Origin of the sequence: Streptomyces sp. NPDC006140, assembly GCF_040628815.1 — a bacterium.
GTDB lineage: Bacteria > Actinomycetota > Actinomycetes > Streptomycetales > Streptomycetaceae > Streptomyces.
In genome coordinates this window covers 22,649-39,112 of sequence record NZ_JBEXTS010000019.1, presented here as the reverse complement: position 1 = coordinate 39,112, position 16,464 = coordinate 22,649, and the positions used below count along the sequence as shown (strand labels likewise).

At 72.8% G+C, this 16,464-nt stretch carries 9 protein-coding genes; all 9 read left to right on the top strand.

The genetic code is table 11. The features are described from left to right. Positions 1-90 precede the first annotated feature (90 nt). Positions 91-8,790 (top strand): amino acid adenylation domain-containing protein, encoded by an 8,700-nt coding sequence (locus tag ABZ386_RS35520; protein ID WP_358967713.1) that lies wholly within the window; start codon positions 91-93, stop codon positions 8,788-8,790. Then, positions 8,783-9,796: a guanitoxin biosynthesis L-enduracididine beta-hydroxylase GntD gene (gntD, locus tag ABZ386_RS35515; protein WP_356506374.1), complete on the top strand. Its 1,014-nt coding sequence runs from the start codon at positions 8,783-8,785 to the stop codon at positions 9,794-9,796. Before ABZ386_RS35520 ends, gntD begins: the two co-directional genes overlap by 8 nt. A 12-nt stretch (positions 9,797-9,808) precedes the next feature. Then, positions 9,809-10,555 carry an alpha/beta fold hydrolase gene (locus ABZ386_RS35510; protein ID WP_358967710.1) on the top strand — a complete coding sequence of 249 codons (747 nt, stop codon included), beginning with the start codon at positions 9,809-9,811 and terminating at the stop codon, positions 10,553-10,555. After that, complete coding sequence (locus tag ABZ386_RS35505) at positions 10,552-11,841, top strand: MFS transporter (RefSeq protein ID WP_351345267.1); 1,290 nt, start codon at positions 10,552-10,554, stop codon at positions 11,839-11,841. Before ABZ386_RS35510 ends, ABZ386_RS35505 begins: the two co-directional genes overlap by 4 nt. A 7-nt stretch (positions 11,842-11,848) precedes the next feature. Next, complete coding sequence (locus tag ABZ386_RS35500) at positions 11,849-12,667, top strand: hypothetical protein (protein ID WP_351345264.1); 819 nt, start codon at positions 11,849-11,851, stop codon at positions 12,665-12,667. Next, positions 12,664-14,403 (top strand): non-ribosomal peptide synthetase, encoded by a 1,740-nt coding sequence (locus ABZ386_RS35495; protein ID WP_358967707.1) that lies wholly within the window; start codon positions 12,664-12,666, stop codon positions 14,401-14,403. Before ABZ386_RS35500 ends, ABZ386_RS35495 begins: the two co-directional genes overlap by 4 nt. Further along, positions 14,400-15,374 carry a TauD/TfdA family dioxygenase gene (locus ABZ386_RS35490; RefSeq protein WP_351345258.1) on the top strand — a complete coding sequence of 325 codons (975 nt, stop codon included), beginning with the start codon at positions 14,400-14,402 and terminating at the stop codon, positions 15,372-15,374. The genes ABZ386_RS35495 and ABZ386_RS35490 overlap by 4 nt, the downstream gene beginning before the upstream one ends. Positions 15,375-15,396: 22 nt before the next feature. Further along, entirely contained in the window at positions 15,397-15,603 is a 207-nt protein-coding gene (locus ABZ386_RS35485) for an MbtH family protein (RefSeq protein WP_358967704.1), read from the top strand. Positions 15,604-15,838: 235 nt separating this feature from the next. Then, on the top strand, positions 15,839-16,288 hold the full coding sequence (locus ABZ386_RS35480) for a nitroreductase family deazaflavin-dependent oxidoreductase (RefSeq protein ID WP_351345252.1): 450 nt from the start codon (positions 15,839-15,841) through the stop codon (positions 16,286-16,288). Positions 16,289-16,464 lie beyond the last annotated feature (176 nt).

Sequence of the window (16,464 nt, the reverse complement as noted above, 5' to 3'; positions counted from 1 at the left end):
AGCCCCGCGTGCGGCAGGGGTGAGATTCAGCCGCTGTACCGGCCCTGTGCGGCCCGCCCGTCACGGGTCCCACGAGGACATCGTGGACGCATGCCGGGTTTTCCAAGATTTGCTAATGGCCGGAAACCGCCTTCTTTTCGCATTGCGCCGATAGAGATCATGGCAACGAATGGCATCAGATGCTTTCAATGCCCACCTTGCATTTTCCTGTTTCCGGCGGCGCGAGGGATCATCGTGATGAATGACGGCGCTGAACCCGCCGGGAAAAATCCAGCGGCAGACAGCTTCGAACGGCATTCCATGGCCACGCCGGAGCGGAGTGCGATTCTGTATCAGGGGGCCGTGACCGGCTACGGGGAGCTGAATCGGCGGGCCGGGGAGATCGCCGCGCGTCTGGCGGCCGCGGGCGCCGGGCCCTCGACACTGGTGGCGGTGGTCCTGCCGCGCGATCCCGACCTCGTCGCCACCTTGTGCGCGCTGCTCAAACTGGGTGCCGCCTGTCTGCCCATCGACCCTGGAGCCCCGGCCGGACGGCTGCGCGAGATCCTCGCCGATGCGGCCCCCGATGTCCTTGTCACCACCCGTGCCGCCGCTCCGGAATTCAACGGCGATTGTCCTGTCTGTTTCCTGGACGGCGTGTCGACGACATCTTCTCTCGTCTCGCCGGAGCGCGGCGTGCGGAGGGTGCCCGGAATCGCCTACCTGCTTTATGTGGAATCCTCGGACGGCAGGCTGGAGAATTCGGTTGTCTCCTACGCCGATTTGGCGCGCCATATCGACGATCCAGGCGTCGGGATTCCCGAGGGGGCGGGGGTTCTCCGCCTGATCGCGCCGCTCCTGTCGGGCAATCGTCTGGTGCTCGACGCCGATGAGGTCCCCCATCGGTCGGCCACCCGCGTGGCGCCACGTGATGTGGTGGAGGAGGCCGTGGCGCAGGTCTGGTGCGCCGTGCTCGGCGTCGACCGGGTCGGCGTGCGGGACCGCTTCTTCGACCTGGGCGGCAAGTCGCTGCTGGCACTCCAGGTGGTGGCGCGCCTGCGGAAGCTGCTCGGTGTCGAACTGCCACTGCGGGCCCTGTTCGACGCGCCGACGGTCGAGGAGCTGGCCACCTGGGTGCGGGCCGAACGCGCCGGCGGCCAGGGCGGCCGTGAGGAGGCGGCGCTCCGGCCGGTGGAGCGCGGCGGGCCGCTGCCGCTGTCGTTCGCACAGCAACGCCTGTGGTTCCTGGACCAGCTGGTGCCTGACAGCGCGTTCTACACGATGTGTGACGCCTTCCGCGTACGGGGCCGCCTCGACGTGGACGCGCTGCGGCGGGCGCTGCGGATGCTGGTCGCCCGGCATGAGACGCTGCGGACGGCGTTCGTCGAGCGGGACGGTGTGCCGTACCAGGTCATTGATGCCGCTGACGGTCCGGGCGCACGGCGTGCGGCCGCCCTCACCCGGGTCGACCTGACACCACTGGAGCCCGCCGAGCGGGAGGAGTCGGCGCGCAGGCTGGTGGCGGCGGAGGCGCAGACCCCCTTCCGGCTGGCGGACGGCGCGCTGATGCGTGTGGTGGCGGCCCGGCTGGCCGACGACGAGCATGTGCTGGTGGTGACCACGCACCACATCGTCTCCGACGCCTGGTCCGTGGGTGTGCTGGTGGACGAACTGGGCCGGCTGTACCGGGAGTGCGTCACCGGCGACGCGGCCGGACTGTCCCCGCTGGACGTGCAGTACGCCGACTTCGCCGTCCGGCAGCGGGACTGGATGACCGGCCCGGTGCAGGAGCGGCAACTCGCCTACTGGAAACGGGCCTTGGACGGGGCGCCCTCGGTGCTGCGGCTGCCCACCGACCATCCGCGACCCGCCGTCCAGTCCGAGCGGGGCGAGACGGTCGAGTTCACCCTGCCCGATGCGGTGGTCACCGCTCTGGAGGAGCTGGGCCGGGAGCAGAGCGTCACCCTGTTCATGACACTGCTCGGCGCCTTCCAGGTACTGCTCGCGCGTCATGCCGGGCACGAGGACATCGTGGTCGGCGTGCCGACGGCCGGGCGGACCCGCACCGAGACGGAACCCCTGGTCGGCTTCTTCGTCAACACGCTTCCCCTGCGCGTGACCTGCGCCCCCGACCTGTCCTTCCGGGACCTCCTGGAGCGGGTGCGTGAGGCCGCACTCGGCGCCTTCGCCCATCAGGACCTGCCCTTCGAGGCCCTGGTCGAGGCACTCGCACCGGAGCGCGACCTCGGCCACAACCCCCTCGTCCAGATCACCTTCCAGCTCCTGAGCACGCCGGCGGCGCGGCCGGTCCTGCCCGGGGCGGAGGTGGAGCGGTACCCCGTCGGGGAGGCCGTCTCGCAGTTCGACCTGTCCTTGGACATCAAGCGGGCCGACGACGGGTCGTACCGGGGGATCCTGAACTACTGCCCCGATCTGTTCGACCGGCCCCGCATGGACGTGCTGGCCGCCCAGTATCTGACGCTGCTCGACGCCGCTGCCGCGGACCCGGGTCGCCGGATCGGCGATCTGCCGCTGTCCGACGAGGCCGAACGGCGTCTGATCCTTGACGCGTTCGGGCAACGGGGCGCGGAGCCGACCGGGCCGGGCGGCGGCGTCCCGGAGCGGTCTGCGGAGGTGGTGCGCGGACCGGGCGGCGTCCCGCAGCGGTTCGCGGAGGTGGTGCGGGCGGCGCCGGACGCGCGGGCGGTGACGTGCGGCGGGGAGACGCTCACGTTCGCCGAGCTGGATGCTCGAGTGGCTGCGCTGACACAGGCGTTGCTCGGGTCCGGGATCACCCCCGAGACGCCGGTCGCGGTGTGCCTGCCGCGCTCCACCGACAGCGTCGTCGCCCTGCTGGCCGTGATGCGGGCGGGCGGCGTCTACGTCCCCCTGGACCCGGAGTGGCCCGCCGACCGCACGGCCTACGTCCTGGACGACACCGCGGCCCCCGTCGTCATTACCCGCGACCTGCCCGCGGGCCCCGGCCGCGTCCACCTCGACCCGCGGCAGCGCCCGGCCGACGGTTCGGTGACCGCGCCGCACATCCGCCCCGACCAGGCCGCCTACGTCATCTACACGTCCGGTTCGACGGGCGCGCCGAAGGGCGTCGCCGTCCAGCACCGTTCCCTGAACCACCTCACCAGCAGCCTGCAGGCGACCTTCCTCGGCCACGACCCCCACCTCGCCGGGGACGAGAGCGTGCCGCCCGGGGACAGGAAGCTGCGCGTGACGCTCACCGCGCCCTTCACGTTCGACGCGTCCATGGAGCAGCTGAGCTGGATGCTGGCCGGTCACGAGCTGTTCATCGTGCCGGAGGACGTGCGCCGCGACCCCTCGGCCCTGGTCCGGTTCGTCGAGGAGCACCGGATCGACGTCATCGACACGACGTCGTCGCAGCTCGAACTCCTCACGGACGCCGGGCTGCTGGAGGGAGCGTGGGCGCCGTCCATGGTCATGGTGGGCGGTGAGGCGGTCTCGCCGTCGCTGTGGCAGGCACTGCGCGGCCAGCGGCGTACGCGCTGTTTCAACCTGTACGGGCCTACGGAAGCGACCGTCGACGCGACCTGCCACGATCTGTCCGGCCCTGTCGACATTCCCGTGATCGGCGTGCCGCTGCCGGGAGTCCGCGTCCGTCTCCTCGACGAGCGGCTGCGGCCGGTGCCCGTCGGTGTTGCCGGCGAGATCTACCTCGGCGGTCCCGGGCTGGCCCGGGGCTACGTCAACCGCCCTGCTCTCACCGCGCAGCGCTTCGTCGCCGACCCGTACGGTGACATCCCCGGCAGCCGCCTGTACCGCACCGGCGACCGTGCCCGCTGGCGGCCCGACGGCACCCTGGAATACCTCGGACGCACCGACCACCAGATCAAACTGCGCGGCTTCCGCATCGAACCGGGCGAGATCGAAGCCGTCCTCACCCACCACCCGGCCGTCAAGGAAGCCGCCGTCGTCGACGACGAGCACGCGCGGCTGATCGCGTACGTCACACCCGCGGGTGCCGACGAGGCCGGCCCCGTCGACATCCGCCGGTTCGCGCGGGGCCGGCTGCCCGCGTACATGGTGCCGTCGGCGGTGGTGGTCCTGGACGCGCTGCCACTGACGTCGAACGGGAAGCTGGACCGCGGGCGCCTGCCGGTGCCCGAGTCGGGCAGGCCGGAGCTGGACGTGCGCTTCGTGGCGCCGCGTGACGCGGTGGAGGAGGCCGTGGCGCAGGTCTGGTGCGCCGTGCTCGGCGTCGACCGGGTCGGTGTGCACGACGACTTCTTCGAGTTGGGCGGGCACTCGCTGCTGGTGATCCAGGTGATGGCCCGGATCCGCAAGCTGCTCGGCGTCGAGGTGCCGCTGCGGGTGCTGTTCGACGCCGCGACGGTCGAGGAACTGGCTGCCCGCGTCCGTGCCGAACAGGGCAAGGGCCTCGGCCAGGGGGCTCCGGCCCTCGAGCCGGTGGACCGGAGCGGGCCGCTGCCGCTGTCGTTCGCGCAGCAACGCCTCTGGTACCTCGACCAGTTGACGCCCGGCAGCGACTTCTACACCATGTGCGACGCCTACCGGGTCCGCGGCCCCCTCGACCTGGACGCGCTGCAGCGGGCCCTGCGGAAGCTGGTCGAGCGACACGAGACGCTGCGGACGGCGTTCGTCGAACGGGACGGCGTGCCCTACCAGGTCGTCTCGCCCCCTGACGCGCCGGTCGCGCGGCGCGCGGCGCAGGTCGTGCGGATCGAGCCGGCCGAGCGGACCGAGGAGGGCGTGCGGGATCTGGTGGCGGCTCAGGCGCGCATCCCGTTCCGGCTGGCGGACGGCGCGTTGATGCGTGTGGCCGTGGCCGGGCCGGCGGACGACGAGCACGTGCTGGTCGTGACCATGCACCACATCGTCTCCGACGGCTGGTCGGTCGAGGTCCTGGTGGACGAACTCGGCCGCCTGTACCGGGAATGCGTCACCGGCACGCCCGCCGCGCTCCCTCGACTGGACATCCAGTACGCCGACTTCGCCGTCTGGCAGCGAGCCTGGATGACCGGCCCGGTGCAGCAGGAGCAACTCGCCTACTGGAAGCGGGCCCTGGACGGCGCGCCCTCGGTGCTGCGGCTGCCTGCGGACCATCCACGCCCCACCGTCCAGTCCCACCGGGGCGAAACCGTCGAGTTTTCGCTGCCCGCACCGCTGGTCACGCGGCTGGAAGCACTCGGCCGGGAGCAGGGTGTCACCCTGTTCATGACGCTGTTCGGCGCCTTCCAGGTACTCCTCGCGCGTTACAGCGGCCAGGACGACGTGGTCGTGGGTGTGCCGGCGGCGAACCGCACCCGCGCCGAGACCGAACCCCTGGTCGGCTTCTTCGTCAACACCCTTCCCGTGCGGGTCCGCTGTCCGTCGGAGCTGTCGTTCCGCGAGCTGCTCGACCGGGTCCGCGAGGCCGCGCTGGGCGCCTTCGCCCATCAGGACCTGCCCTTCGAGACGCTGGTCGAGACGCTCGCGCCCGAGCGCGACCTCGGCCACAACCCACTCGTGCAGGTCACCTTCCAGCTCCTCGACGCTCCCGACGAGAAGCTGGTCCTGCACGGCACGGACTGCGTCTCGCTCGGCTTCGGCGGCGTGACCAGCCGATTCGACCTGTCCCTCGACGTCATTTCGGGCCGGGACGGGAAGCGGTGCGTGCTGACGTACTGTCCCGACCTGTTCGACCGGCCCCGCATGAACGTGCTGGTCCGCCATTACCTGACCCTGCTCGGCGCGGCGGCGGACGACCCCGGCCTGCGGGTGGGCGACCTGCCGCTGAGCGACCATGCCGAACGTCTGCGCCTGCTGGCCGGGTCCGGGCCGCAGCACACGTCCGAAACCGATCCTGGAACGCATACGGAGACTGGGCCGGATACCGATACCGATACGGAGCCGGATACGGAGACGGTTCCGGACGCCTTCGCCGCCCAGGTGCGGGCGACACCGGACGCGCCGGCGCTGGCAGACGGGGACACGACGCTCACGTTCGCCGAGCTCGACAGCCACGTCTCCGCCCTGGCCGGTCAGTTGCTGCGCTGCGGTGTGGTCGCCGAGACGCCGGTCGCGGTGTGCCTGCCGCGCTCCGCCGACAGCGTCGTGGCCCTCCTGGCCGTGCTGCGGTCAGGCGGCGTCTACGTGCCACTGGACCCGGAGTGGCCCGCCGGCCGCATCGCGCATGTCCTCGACGAGGTCGCGGCCCCCGTCGTCATCACCCGCGACCTGCCCGCCGACCCCGGCCGCGTCCATCTCGACCCGCGACAGGCCCCGGCCGGCGGCCCGGCGCCCACGCCCCGCCTCCACCCCGACCAGGCCGCGTACATCATCTACACCTCAGGGTCCACCGGCGCCCCCAAGGGCGTCACCGTCCAGCATCGCTCCCTGCACCACCTTCTGAGCCATGTGCGGCACATGGCACAGGGCGGGCCCCGGCGGAACGTCGCGCACACCACCGCGATGACCTTCGACCCGTCACTGGAACAGTTCCTGTGGCTGGTCGCCGGACACACCCTGCACATCGCGCCCGACGACGTGCGCCGCGATCCGGAGGCGCTGGTGGGTCTGGTGCGGCGGGCCGCGATCGACGTCCTCAACGTCACCCCGTCCCATCTGGCCATGCTGATCGAGGCCGGGCTGCTGGAGGGCGACCGGGTGCCGGGAACGCTCCTGGTGGGCGGCGAGGCGGTGTCCGCGACGCTGTGGCGGACACTGCGCGAACAGGGCGCCGCCACCCGCGCCTTCAACCTCTACGGCCCCACGGAAGCGACCGTCGACGCGACCTGCCACGATCTGTCCGGCCCCGTCGACATTCCCGTGATCGGCGTGCCGCTGCCGGGCGTCCGCGTCCGCCTGCTCGACGAGCGGCTGCGGCCGGTGCCCATCGGTGTCGCCGGCGAGATCTACCTCGGCGGTCCCGGGCTGGCCCGGGGCTACGTCAACCGCCCTGCCCTCACCGCGCAGCGCTTCGTCGCCGACCCCTACGGCGACATCCCCGGCAGCCGCCTGTACCGCACCGGCGACCGTGCCCGCTGGCGGCCCGACGGCACCCTGGAATACCTCGGACGCACCGACCACCAGATCAAACTGCGCGGCTTCCGCATCGAACCGGGCGAGATCGAAGCCGTCCTCACCCACCACCCGGCCGTCAAGGAAGCCGCCGTCACCGTGGCCGACGACGACGGCACCGCCCGGCTGATCGCCCTCGTCGCCCTCGACTCCCTTGCGCAGCACGGCGGTTCGGCCGACGGTGACCAGGGCGCCCAGGTCGAGGACTGGAACGCCGTCTTCGAGACCACCCACGTCGACGCCGCCGACGGCGAACTCACCTTCAACATCAAGGGCTGGAACGACAGCCTCACCGGTGCGCCGATCCCCGCCGAGCACATGCGGGAGTGGGTCGACACCACCGTCGTCCGGCTCCTGGACGGGCCGGCCAAGCGCGTCCTGGAGATCGGCTGCGGCACCGGGCTGCTCATGTGGCGGCTGCTGCCGCACGTCGCCGAGTACACCGGCACCGACTTCTCGCGGCCCGCCGTGGAATGGCTCCGGGAAGGACTGCGCCGGCGCCCCGCGCGCCATGCCCGGCTGCACCACCGTGAGGCGACCGACTTCACCGGCGTCGACGCCGCGTCCACCGACCTCGTCGTCATCAACTCGGTCGTCCAGTACTTCCCCGACCGTGACTACCTCGACGCCGTCCTGGACCGCGCCCTCGACGCCACGGCCGACCAGGGGCGCGTCTTCGTAGGAGACGTCCGCAACCTCGCCCTCGCCCCGCAGTTCTACGCCCGCCAGGCCCTCGCGCACGCCGATCCCGGCGCATCGGCGCAGGACGTGGCCCGCGCCGCCGGGGAACTCGCCGCGCTGGACAGCGAGTTGCTGATCTCCCCCGAGTACTTCACCGCGCTCGCCGCCCGCTCGCCCCGCGTCACCGGAGTCGAGATCCTGCCCCGCCGGGGACGGCACCGCAACGAGATGAGCCTGTACCGCTACGACGTGGTGCTGCACGTGGGTGACCGCCCGGCCGCTCCCGAGCCGGAGGCGGTCACCTGGGGCGAACACGTCCACGACCTGGCGTCGCTGTCCGCCCTCCTCGACCACAGGGGCCCGGACGCCCTGCTCGTGCGCGGCGTCGCCAACGACCGCCTGACCCGCGACAACGAGCTGCTCGACGTGCCCGTACCTACGACGGCCGTCGACCCCGAGGACCTGTGGACGTTGGAGAACTCCACCCCCTACCGGGTGAGCGTCAGCTGGGCCGCCGCGGATCCGCACGGCGCGATGGACGTCCTGCTGGTCCGGCAGGGCCTCCACGACGACCGCCCGCTGCTCGTCCCCCACCCCGCGCCCGAACCGTCGGCCCGGCTGACGAACGCGCCGACCCGGCATCGGCGTACGACCGAAGAGAGCCCGGCCGCCGACGGGCTGCGTGCCTGGCTCGCCGAACGACTGCCCGCCCAACTGCTGCCCGCGCGGATCGTCGAGGTGGACGCGCTGCCCCGCACCGGCACCGGCAAGCTCGACCGGGGAGCACTCGGCGGGCTCGTCACCGCAGGCCGCACCGCCCGGCAGAGCGACAGCGCCGCCACCGCGCCCCGTACCGGCCTCGAACGGACCCTGGCCGACGCGTGGGCGCAGGTGCTCGGCCTGGCCGAGGTCGGCGTGCACGACAACTTCTTCGCCCTGGGCGGGGACTCCCTCCTCGCCATCCGGGCCGTCGCCCGGTGCCGTCGGGCCGGAGTCCGGCTGACCGTCCGGCAGTTGCTGAGCGAGCAGACCGTCACCGCGCTGGCGGCAGCCCTCGATGAGGAGAACCATGACTGACCTTCAGCTGCGCACCCTCGCGCTCACCGACGAGGAGAACACCGAGGTCGACGCCCTGTTGCACACCCTGCCCGACGTACCTGTCGACTCCACCGTGGCGCTGCTGCACCGCACCCGGCTCGCCGCACAGGAACTGCCGCTGCGCATCCGCACCGAACTGACCGGGATGCGGCTCTACGACAGCCCGCGCGCCCTCGTCGTCACGGGCTTCCGCATCGACGACGACCGGATCGGACCGACTCCCGTGACCCGCCCCACCCCGGCTCCCGAGCGGACCCGCAACCAGGAACTGCTGCTCCTGCTGCACGCGGCCCTGCTCGGCGAGGCCTTCGGCTGGGCCACCCAGCAGAACGGCCGGCTCGTCCACGACGTGCTGCCCATCCCCGGCGAGGAGACCGAGCAGATGGGCTCCAGCAGCAAGGCCGAACTGCTGTGGCACACCGAGGACGCGTTCCACCCGCTCCGCTGCGACTACGTGGGCCTGCTGTGCCTGCGCAACCACCAGCGCGCCGTCACCACCCTGGGCTGGCCCGACCTGTCCCGGCTCGCCCCCGAGGACCGGGCCACGCTCCTCGAACCGCGCTACCTGATCCGCCCCGATACATCGCACACGCCCGAGCAGAACGCGGCGGGCGCGCAGTCCCCCGAACGGTTCTCGGCGATCGCCGAGATGGACGACGCCCCGGAGCGCGTCGCCGTCCTGTTCGGCGACCCCGACGACCCGTACCTGCGGATCGACCCGGCCTACATGAGCCCGGCCCCCGGGGACGCGGCCGCCCGGCGGGCGTACGACGCCATCGCCGCGCTCATCGAGGACGCGCTGCAGCACGTCGCCCTGGAGGCGGGCTCGATGCTGTTCGTCGACAACTACCAGGCCGTACACGGCCGCAAGCCCTTCGCCGCCGCCTACGACGGCCGCGACCGCTGGCTCAAGCGGGTCAACATCACCCGCGATCTGCGCCGCTCCCGGTCCGCCCGGCAGTCGGCCACCTCGCTGCTGGTGTGAGGGACGACCGCCATGGACTTCCCGCTCATCCGCCTCAACCCCTGGTACAGCGGCGGCTGCGACGGCCCACCCCGGGTACGGCTCTGCGCGCTGCCGTACGCGGGCGGCACCGCGGCCGTCTTCAAGGACTGGCCCGCCGCGCTGCCCTCCGGAGTGGAGCTGCTCACCGCGCATCTGCCGGGCCGCGGCGACCGGTTCGCCGAACCGCCCCTGGCCACCCTGGAGGAGACCGCCGAGCAGCTGTGCGCGGCCCTTCCGCCCAGCGACCTGCCCACGGTCGTCCTCGGGCACAGCATGGGCGCCCTGCTGGGGTACGAACTGGCGGCGCGGCTCGCGGCGCGGGACCGCGCCCCGAGCCTGCTCATCGCCGCGGCCTGCCGTCCCCCGCACGTCCCACCGGACGGCTCGGGTCCCGCGACCGAACAGGAGCTGGCCGCCACCCTCCGGGACGAACGGCCCTGGGACGACGCCCTGCTGGACGAGGAACTCATGGAAGCGGTGCTGCCCGCCCTGGTCGCCGACATCGCCGCCGGTGACCGCTACCACCGCCCCCGGCCCCGCGCGCTCGACCTGCCGCTGAAGGTCTACATCGGCGCCGGCGACGACGGGACCGACTGGCGGACCACCCTGGACTGGCGCGCGTGCACCGCGCGGGACTGCGAGGTCGTCGTCCTGCCCGGCGGGCACTACTTCGTGGAGACCGACCGCACGGCCCTCCTCGCGCGCGTCGCCGCGGACCTCGCCGAGGTGGTGGCATGACCACGCACGTCGACGCCAGACCCGCCTACCTCGCGGTACTGGCCGTGCGCGAGGCCCGCTCGCCGTTCCTCGGCAGCTGCCTGGCACGCATGTCCTTCGCCGTGCTGCCGCTGTCGCTGCTGCTGTCGGTCCGCGACGCGACAGGGTCCTTCGCCGTCGCCGGACTGACCTCCGGCGCGCTGTCGGCCACCCTCACCCTGTTCGCGCCCGCCCGCGCCCGGCTGATCGACCGCAAGGGCTCACGGACCGGACTGATCTGGCTGACCGTCCCCTACCTGCTGGGGCTCGCCGCGCTGATCACCCTGGCCGAAGCGGGGGCGCCCACGGCGGCGCTGCTCGTCGCCGCCGCGGTCGCGGGCGTGTTCGCGCCGCCGCTCGGGCCGACCATGCGCGTCCTGTGGGCGAAGATCCTGCACGCCCGCCAGCCCCTGCTGCACACCGCCTACGCCCTCGACTCGGTCACCGAGGAAGTGGTGTTCACCGTGGGCCCGTTGCTGGCGGGCGGTCTGATCGCGGTCGCCGCGCCGCTCGCGTCGATGATCACGGTCATGGTGCTCATCGCGGCCGGCACCGTGTGCTTCGTGCTGTCCGCCGCGACCGCCGCTGCCCCCGCCTCGGACGAACCCGACGCGGACCGGCCACGCGGCCGGCCGATGGCCCTGCCCGGCATGCGCACGATCGTGCTGTCCTTCGGCGGGGTCGGCCTGGTCGTCGGGGTGCTGCAGGTCGTGCTGCCCTTCATCGCCGACGAAGCGGGCTCAGCCGGCGCGGGCGGCGTCCTGCTGGCCCTGCTGTCGGCGGGCAGCGCGGTGGGCGGACTCACCTACGGGCGGATCGGCTGGCGCTCCACACCGGTGCGGCGGTTCGCGGTGCTCGTCACCGGGTTCACCCTGACGGTGCTGCCGCTGTGCCTGACCGAGAGCCCCGTACCGGCCGGGGCGTTCGCCTTCCTCGTCGGACTGTGTCTCGCCCCGCTGTTCACCACGGCCTACCTGCTGGTCAACGAACTGGTGACGGCGTCGCGGACCGCCCCGACCGAGGCCAACACCTGGGTGTCCACGGCCAACAACGGCGGGTTCGCCGCGGGCAGCGCCGCAGCCGGTGTGCTGCTCGACTCCCAGGGCCCCGCCCGGACCGTCGCCCTCGCGTTCGCCGTGGCCGCCGCGACCGCCGTCATGACCGTCCTGCGCCGGCGGACCCTGGCACTCGACGCCCCGAACAGCGAGCCGGCCGCCGCCGCGCCCGTCGACCGCACCGCACCCGTCGAAGCCGAACCCGAGGAGTGAACCGATCGTGCCCGAGAACGCGGCGAACTGGTCGCGCATCCGCGCAGGGAACACACCCGGCGTCGTACTCGCCGTCGACTTCTACGGAACGGGCCGCCAGGAGGCCACCTTCCGCCACTTGTGCGAGCTGCTCCCCGACCCGGTCGAGGTCTGGCACGCGGTCCCGCCCACCCCGGACGGCGACTGGTCCGCCGCGACCGGCGCCGGCCATCTGCGCCGGTGGACCGAGGGACTCGGCACCGACCTCACGGGACGGCCGGTGCGTGCCCTCGTCGGCTACTGCGCGGGCAGCGTCTTCGCCTCGGCCCTCGCCGACACACTCGGCGAACGGGAGGGCCACCGGCCGCAGGTCGTGCTGTTCAACCCGGGCGTACCCGACGTCGCCACGCTCACCCGCGACTTCCGCGGCCTCATCGACGGCATGGACGTCCTCACGGACGAGGAGCGCGCCGGTCTGCTGGCCGAGATGACCGCGATCCAGCAGGCACACTCTCCCGACGCGCTGGTCCCGGTCGCCGAGCAGTACGCCGCCCTGTACCGCAAAGGCTGCGACCTGCTGTGCGAACGGCTCGGCGTGGACGCCTCGCTCGGCGCCGAGCTGGTCACCGTACTCCACTCCTACCTGGCCTACCTGACGGCGGCGCGCGACGTGCCGCCCGCCCCGCACTGGCGCACCGCCGCCTCGCTCACCTCCCGGGAGCACCGGGGCGCCGACTTCACCGACACCGAGCACGGCTTCGACGTCGCCCGGGCCGATCTGCTGAAATCCCCGCAGGTCGCCGCCGCGCTGGCCGCCCTCCTCCGCGAACAGGAGGCGAGCCGATGATGCCCCTCGCCCTGCGGGACGCCTTCCTCGACCAGGCCGGGCGGCGGCCCGACGCCGCCGCCGTCGTGCACGGCGACCGCGTCTGGACGTACCGCGAACTGGAGCTGCGCGCCGGGCGTATCGCACGGACGCTGGCCGCGCGCGGCGCGGGCCCGGGAACGCTGGTGGCCGTACGACTGGCGCGCGGCCCCGAACTGATCGCCGCACTCCTCGCGGTGGTGCTGACGGGGGCGGGCTACGTACCGCTCGCCGACGACGACCCGCCGGAGCGGAACCGGCACATCCTCGATGACTGCGGCGCGGCGCTGCTGCTGGCCGAGCATCCCTCGGACGACGGGCGCACCCTCACCCCGGACGACGCGCCGGCGCCCGCCCGTCCGTTCGACCCGGCCCCGGTGCGGGCCGGTGATCCGGCCTACGTCATCTACACCTCCGGCTCCAGCGGCAGGCCCAAGGGCGTGCTCGTCGAGCAGGGCGCGCTCGGCGCCTACCTGGCGGAGGCCCGCGCCCGCTACGACGGGCTGGCCGGGCGGACGGTGCTGCACTCCTCGGTGTCGTTCGACATGGCCGTGACCAGCCTGTGGGGCCCGCTCGTGAGCGGCGGCGCGATCCACGTCCTCGACCTGAAGGCGATCGCCGCCGGCGAACAGCCGCCGCCCCCCGCCACGGCACGCCCCACCTTCCTCAAGGTCACCCCGTCGCATCTGCCCCTGCTGGGCCTGCTCCCGGACTCCTGCCTGCCCACCGGGCAGCTCGTGATCGGCGGTGAGGCGCTCACCGGCTCCGCGCTCGGGCACTGGCGCACCGCGCACCCCGACGTCACGGTCGTCAACGAGTACGGGCCCACCGAGGCGACCGTCGGCTGCTGCGCGTACGTCGTCCACCCCGGCGACGCCGTGGACCCGGGGCCCGTCCCCATCGGGCGGGCGTTCGCCGGCACGCGCCTGTACGTGCTCGACGCGGAGGGCAAACCGGTCGCCGCGGGCGCCGTGGGCGAACTCCACATCGCGGGACGGCAGGTGGCGCGCGGCTACCTCGGGCGCGCGGAGCTGACCGGCGAACGCTTCGTTCCGGACTCGTTCGCCGCCGACGGCTCCCGGATGTACCGCACGGGCGACCTGGTACGCGAACGCCAGGACGGCGACCTCGAGTACGTCGGGCGCGCGGACGGGCAGCTGAAGGTCTCCGGGTACCGGATCGAGCCGGGTGAGATCGAGGCCGTGCTCCGCGGCCACGCGGGCGTGCGGGACTGCGCGGTCGTCGCCGTCGGCGCGACGGATGCCCGTCGGCTCGTCGCCTACGTGACCCCGGGCCCCGGCTCCGCGCCCGACGCCGCCGCCCTGGCGCGACACGCGGCCGGGGCACTGCCGCCGTACATGGTGCCGGTGGCGTTCGTCACCCTGCCCGAACTGCCGCTCACCCCCAATGGAAAGCTCGACCGGGCCGCGCTGCCCGAACCCCCCGCCGAGGGCGACGAGCCGGGCGACCGCAGCCGGGCCGAGACGCTGCTGTGCGCGCTGCTGGCGCAGGCCCTGGGGGTCCCCGAGATCGGTGCCGACGCCGACTTCCTGGCGTCCGGCGGCAGCAGCATCACCGCGCTGAAGCTGGTCGCCGGTGCCCGCAGGGCCGGGATCCGCCTCGAACTCACCACCGTCCTGCGCGAACGCACGGTGCGCCGCATCCTCGCGGCTCAGCCGGACGCCGCCCCGCCCATCGCCGAAGGAGCACCGAAGTGACCGGGTCCGTAACGCTCACCCCCCTCGGCGGGATCACCCCCAGGCCCCGCGGCGAAGGGCTCACCTCCGGCGCCGAGTACGACCTGGAATCACTCGGCGACGCGGGCCCCGACTGGGTGCGGTCCCACGGCCCGCACCTGCGCGCGCGCCTCGCCACCGACGGGCTGATTCTGCTGCACGGCCTGTCCACCGACGGCGACGGCGTCGCCGGCTTCCACGACGTCGTCCGGTCCGTCGGCGGCGACCTGCTGCGCTACACCGAGCGGTCCACCCCGCGCAGCGTGGTCACCGGGAACATCTACACCTCGACCGAGTATCCCGCCGACCAGCCCATCCCGATGCACAACGAGAGCTCGTACGCGGTCAGCTGGCCGTCCGCGGTGCACTTCTTCTGCCACACCGCGCCCGGCAGCGGCGGGGCCACGCCGATCGCCGACAGCCGCGCCGTCCTCGACCTGATCCCGGCCGAGGTCAGGGAGCGGTTCGCCAAGGGGGTCGTCTACACCCGCACGTTCCGCGCCGACATGGGGCTGAGCTGGCAAGAGGCGTTCCAGACCGAGGACCGCGCCGACGTCGAGCGCCACTGCCGCACGCACGGCCAGGAGTTCTCCTGGGACGGCGACGTCCTGCACACCCGCCACCACCGCCCGGCCACCGCCGTCGACCCCGGCACGGGGGCCGAGGTGTGGTTCAACCAGGCGCACCTGTTCCACCTCTCCAGCCTGGAGCCGGACCTGCGCGAAGTGCTCCTGGAGACGTACGGCGAGGAGGGCCTGCCGCGCAACGCCCTGCTGGGCGACGGCAGTCCCATCCCCGACGCCGACCTGGCAGCGATCCGCGCCGCCTACGACCGTGCCTCACTCGCACTGCCCTGGAGGCAGGGCGACATCATGCTCGTCGGCAACATGCGGATGGCACACGGCCGCGAGCCCTTCACCGGCGAGCGCCGCGTCCTCGTCGCGATGACCTGACCCGACCATCCCTGGAGGACCCATGGGCAACCCCTTCGACGACGAGGACGGCACCTTCCTCGTGCTGCGCAACGACGAGGGCCAGTACTCGCTGTGGCCGGAGGGCTTCGCTCTGCCCGCCGGGTGGAGCATCGTGCACGGTCCGGCCGGTCGCGCCTCCTGCCTGGACCACATCGAGCGGACCTGGACGGACATGCGCCCCCGGAGCCTGGCCGCGGCCCACCCGTGACGACAGCCCCGTCCGAGAGGCGCTCGAGAAGCGATCGAGGGCCCGTGGCCGGTGTCCGGAACTCGTTGCGGTGGGCGGGTTTGTCGCGCATGCTCTAAGCGCGTCCGTCAGTGCCGCCGGAAGCTGTTCCTCCGCCAACTCCTCCTGGGATCAAGCCCGTTGGGGAGATCAGAGGCGATACTCAAATTTAAGTGCCCGGTGGTACGGTGTGGCTTCCGACGGACGGAGTGAGTGCATGGACGAACAGGACGAGGTGCTCGACAGCCCGACCGGCTGGGTGGCTACGCATGTGCGTCGGTACGTGGCCAGCGAGGGCGCCAGCGGGCACATCTGGTACGGCAAGCCGACGCTGCTGCTGACCACGCGGGGGCGCAAGTCCGGGGCGCTGCGGCGAACCGGGCTGATCTACGGGGAGGACGGGGGGAACTACGTCATCGTCGGGTCCAACGGCGGATCCGACCACCATCCCCACTGGTACCTGAACCTGCTGGCGGAGCCGCGGGTGCGGGTGCAGGTGGCCGCGGAGACGTTCGAGGCGGTCGCCAGGGAGGCGGAAGAGGGGGAACGGGCGCGCCTGTGGGAGGCGATGACCGTGATTTTTCCGCAGTACAAGAGCTACCAGAAGAAGACCGACCGGAAGATCCCCGTCGTCGTGCTGGAGCCTCAGGGGCCCGCACAGGAGTGACGGGTGTCCCACGCCTCCGGTGAGGGGGCGGCGACGGCGATGCTCGGGGGAGTGCGCGTCGGTCGGGGGCCCGGTTCCGCCGGGCCCCGCGCGCGGACGGCAGGGGGCCGTGCCGTGAGGGGGGACGCGTCACAGCGCCGTTCCACCCATTCGTTTCTCATCGAAGGGTTGGGGAT

Bases quoted from the DNA above. Each gene is read 5' to 3' on its own strand.
- gntD (WP_356506374.1), top strand. From the start codon at position 8,783: ATGACTGACCTTCAGCTGCGCACCCTCGCGCTCACCGACGAGGAGAAC.
- ABZ386_RS35520 (WP_358967713.1), top strand. From the start codon at position 91: ATGCCGGGTTTTCCAAGATTTGCTAATGGCCGGAAACCGCCTTCTTTT.
- ABZ386_RS35480 (WP_351345252.1), top strand. From the start codon at position 15,839: ATGGACGAACAGGACGAGGTGCTCGACAGCCCGACCGGCTGGGTGGCT.
- ABZ386_RS35510 (WP_358967710.1), top strand. From the start codon at position 9,809: ATGGACTTCCCGCTCATCCGCCTCAACCCCTGGTACAGCGGCGGCTGC.
- ABZ386_RS35495 (WP_358967707.1), top strand. From the start codon at position 12,664: ATGATGCCCCTCGCCCTGCGGGACGCCTTCCTCGACCAGGCCGGGCGG.
- ABZ386_RS35485 (WP_358967704.1), top strand. From the start codon at position 15,397: ATGGGCAACCCCTTCGACGACGAGGACGGCACCTTCCTCGTGCTGCGC.
- ABZ386_RS35505 (WP_351345267.1), top strand. From the start codon at position 10,552: ATGACCACGCACGTCGACGCCAGACCCGCCTACCTCGCGGTACTGGCC.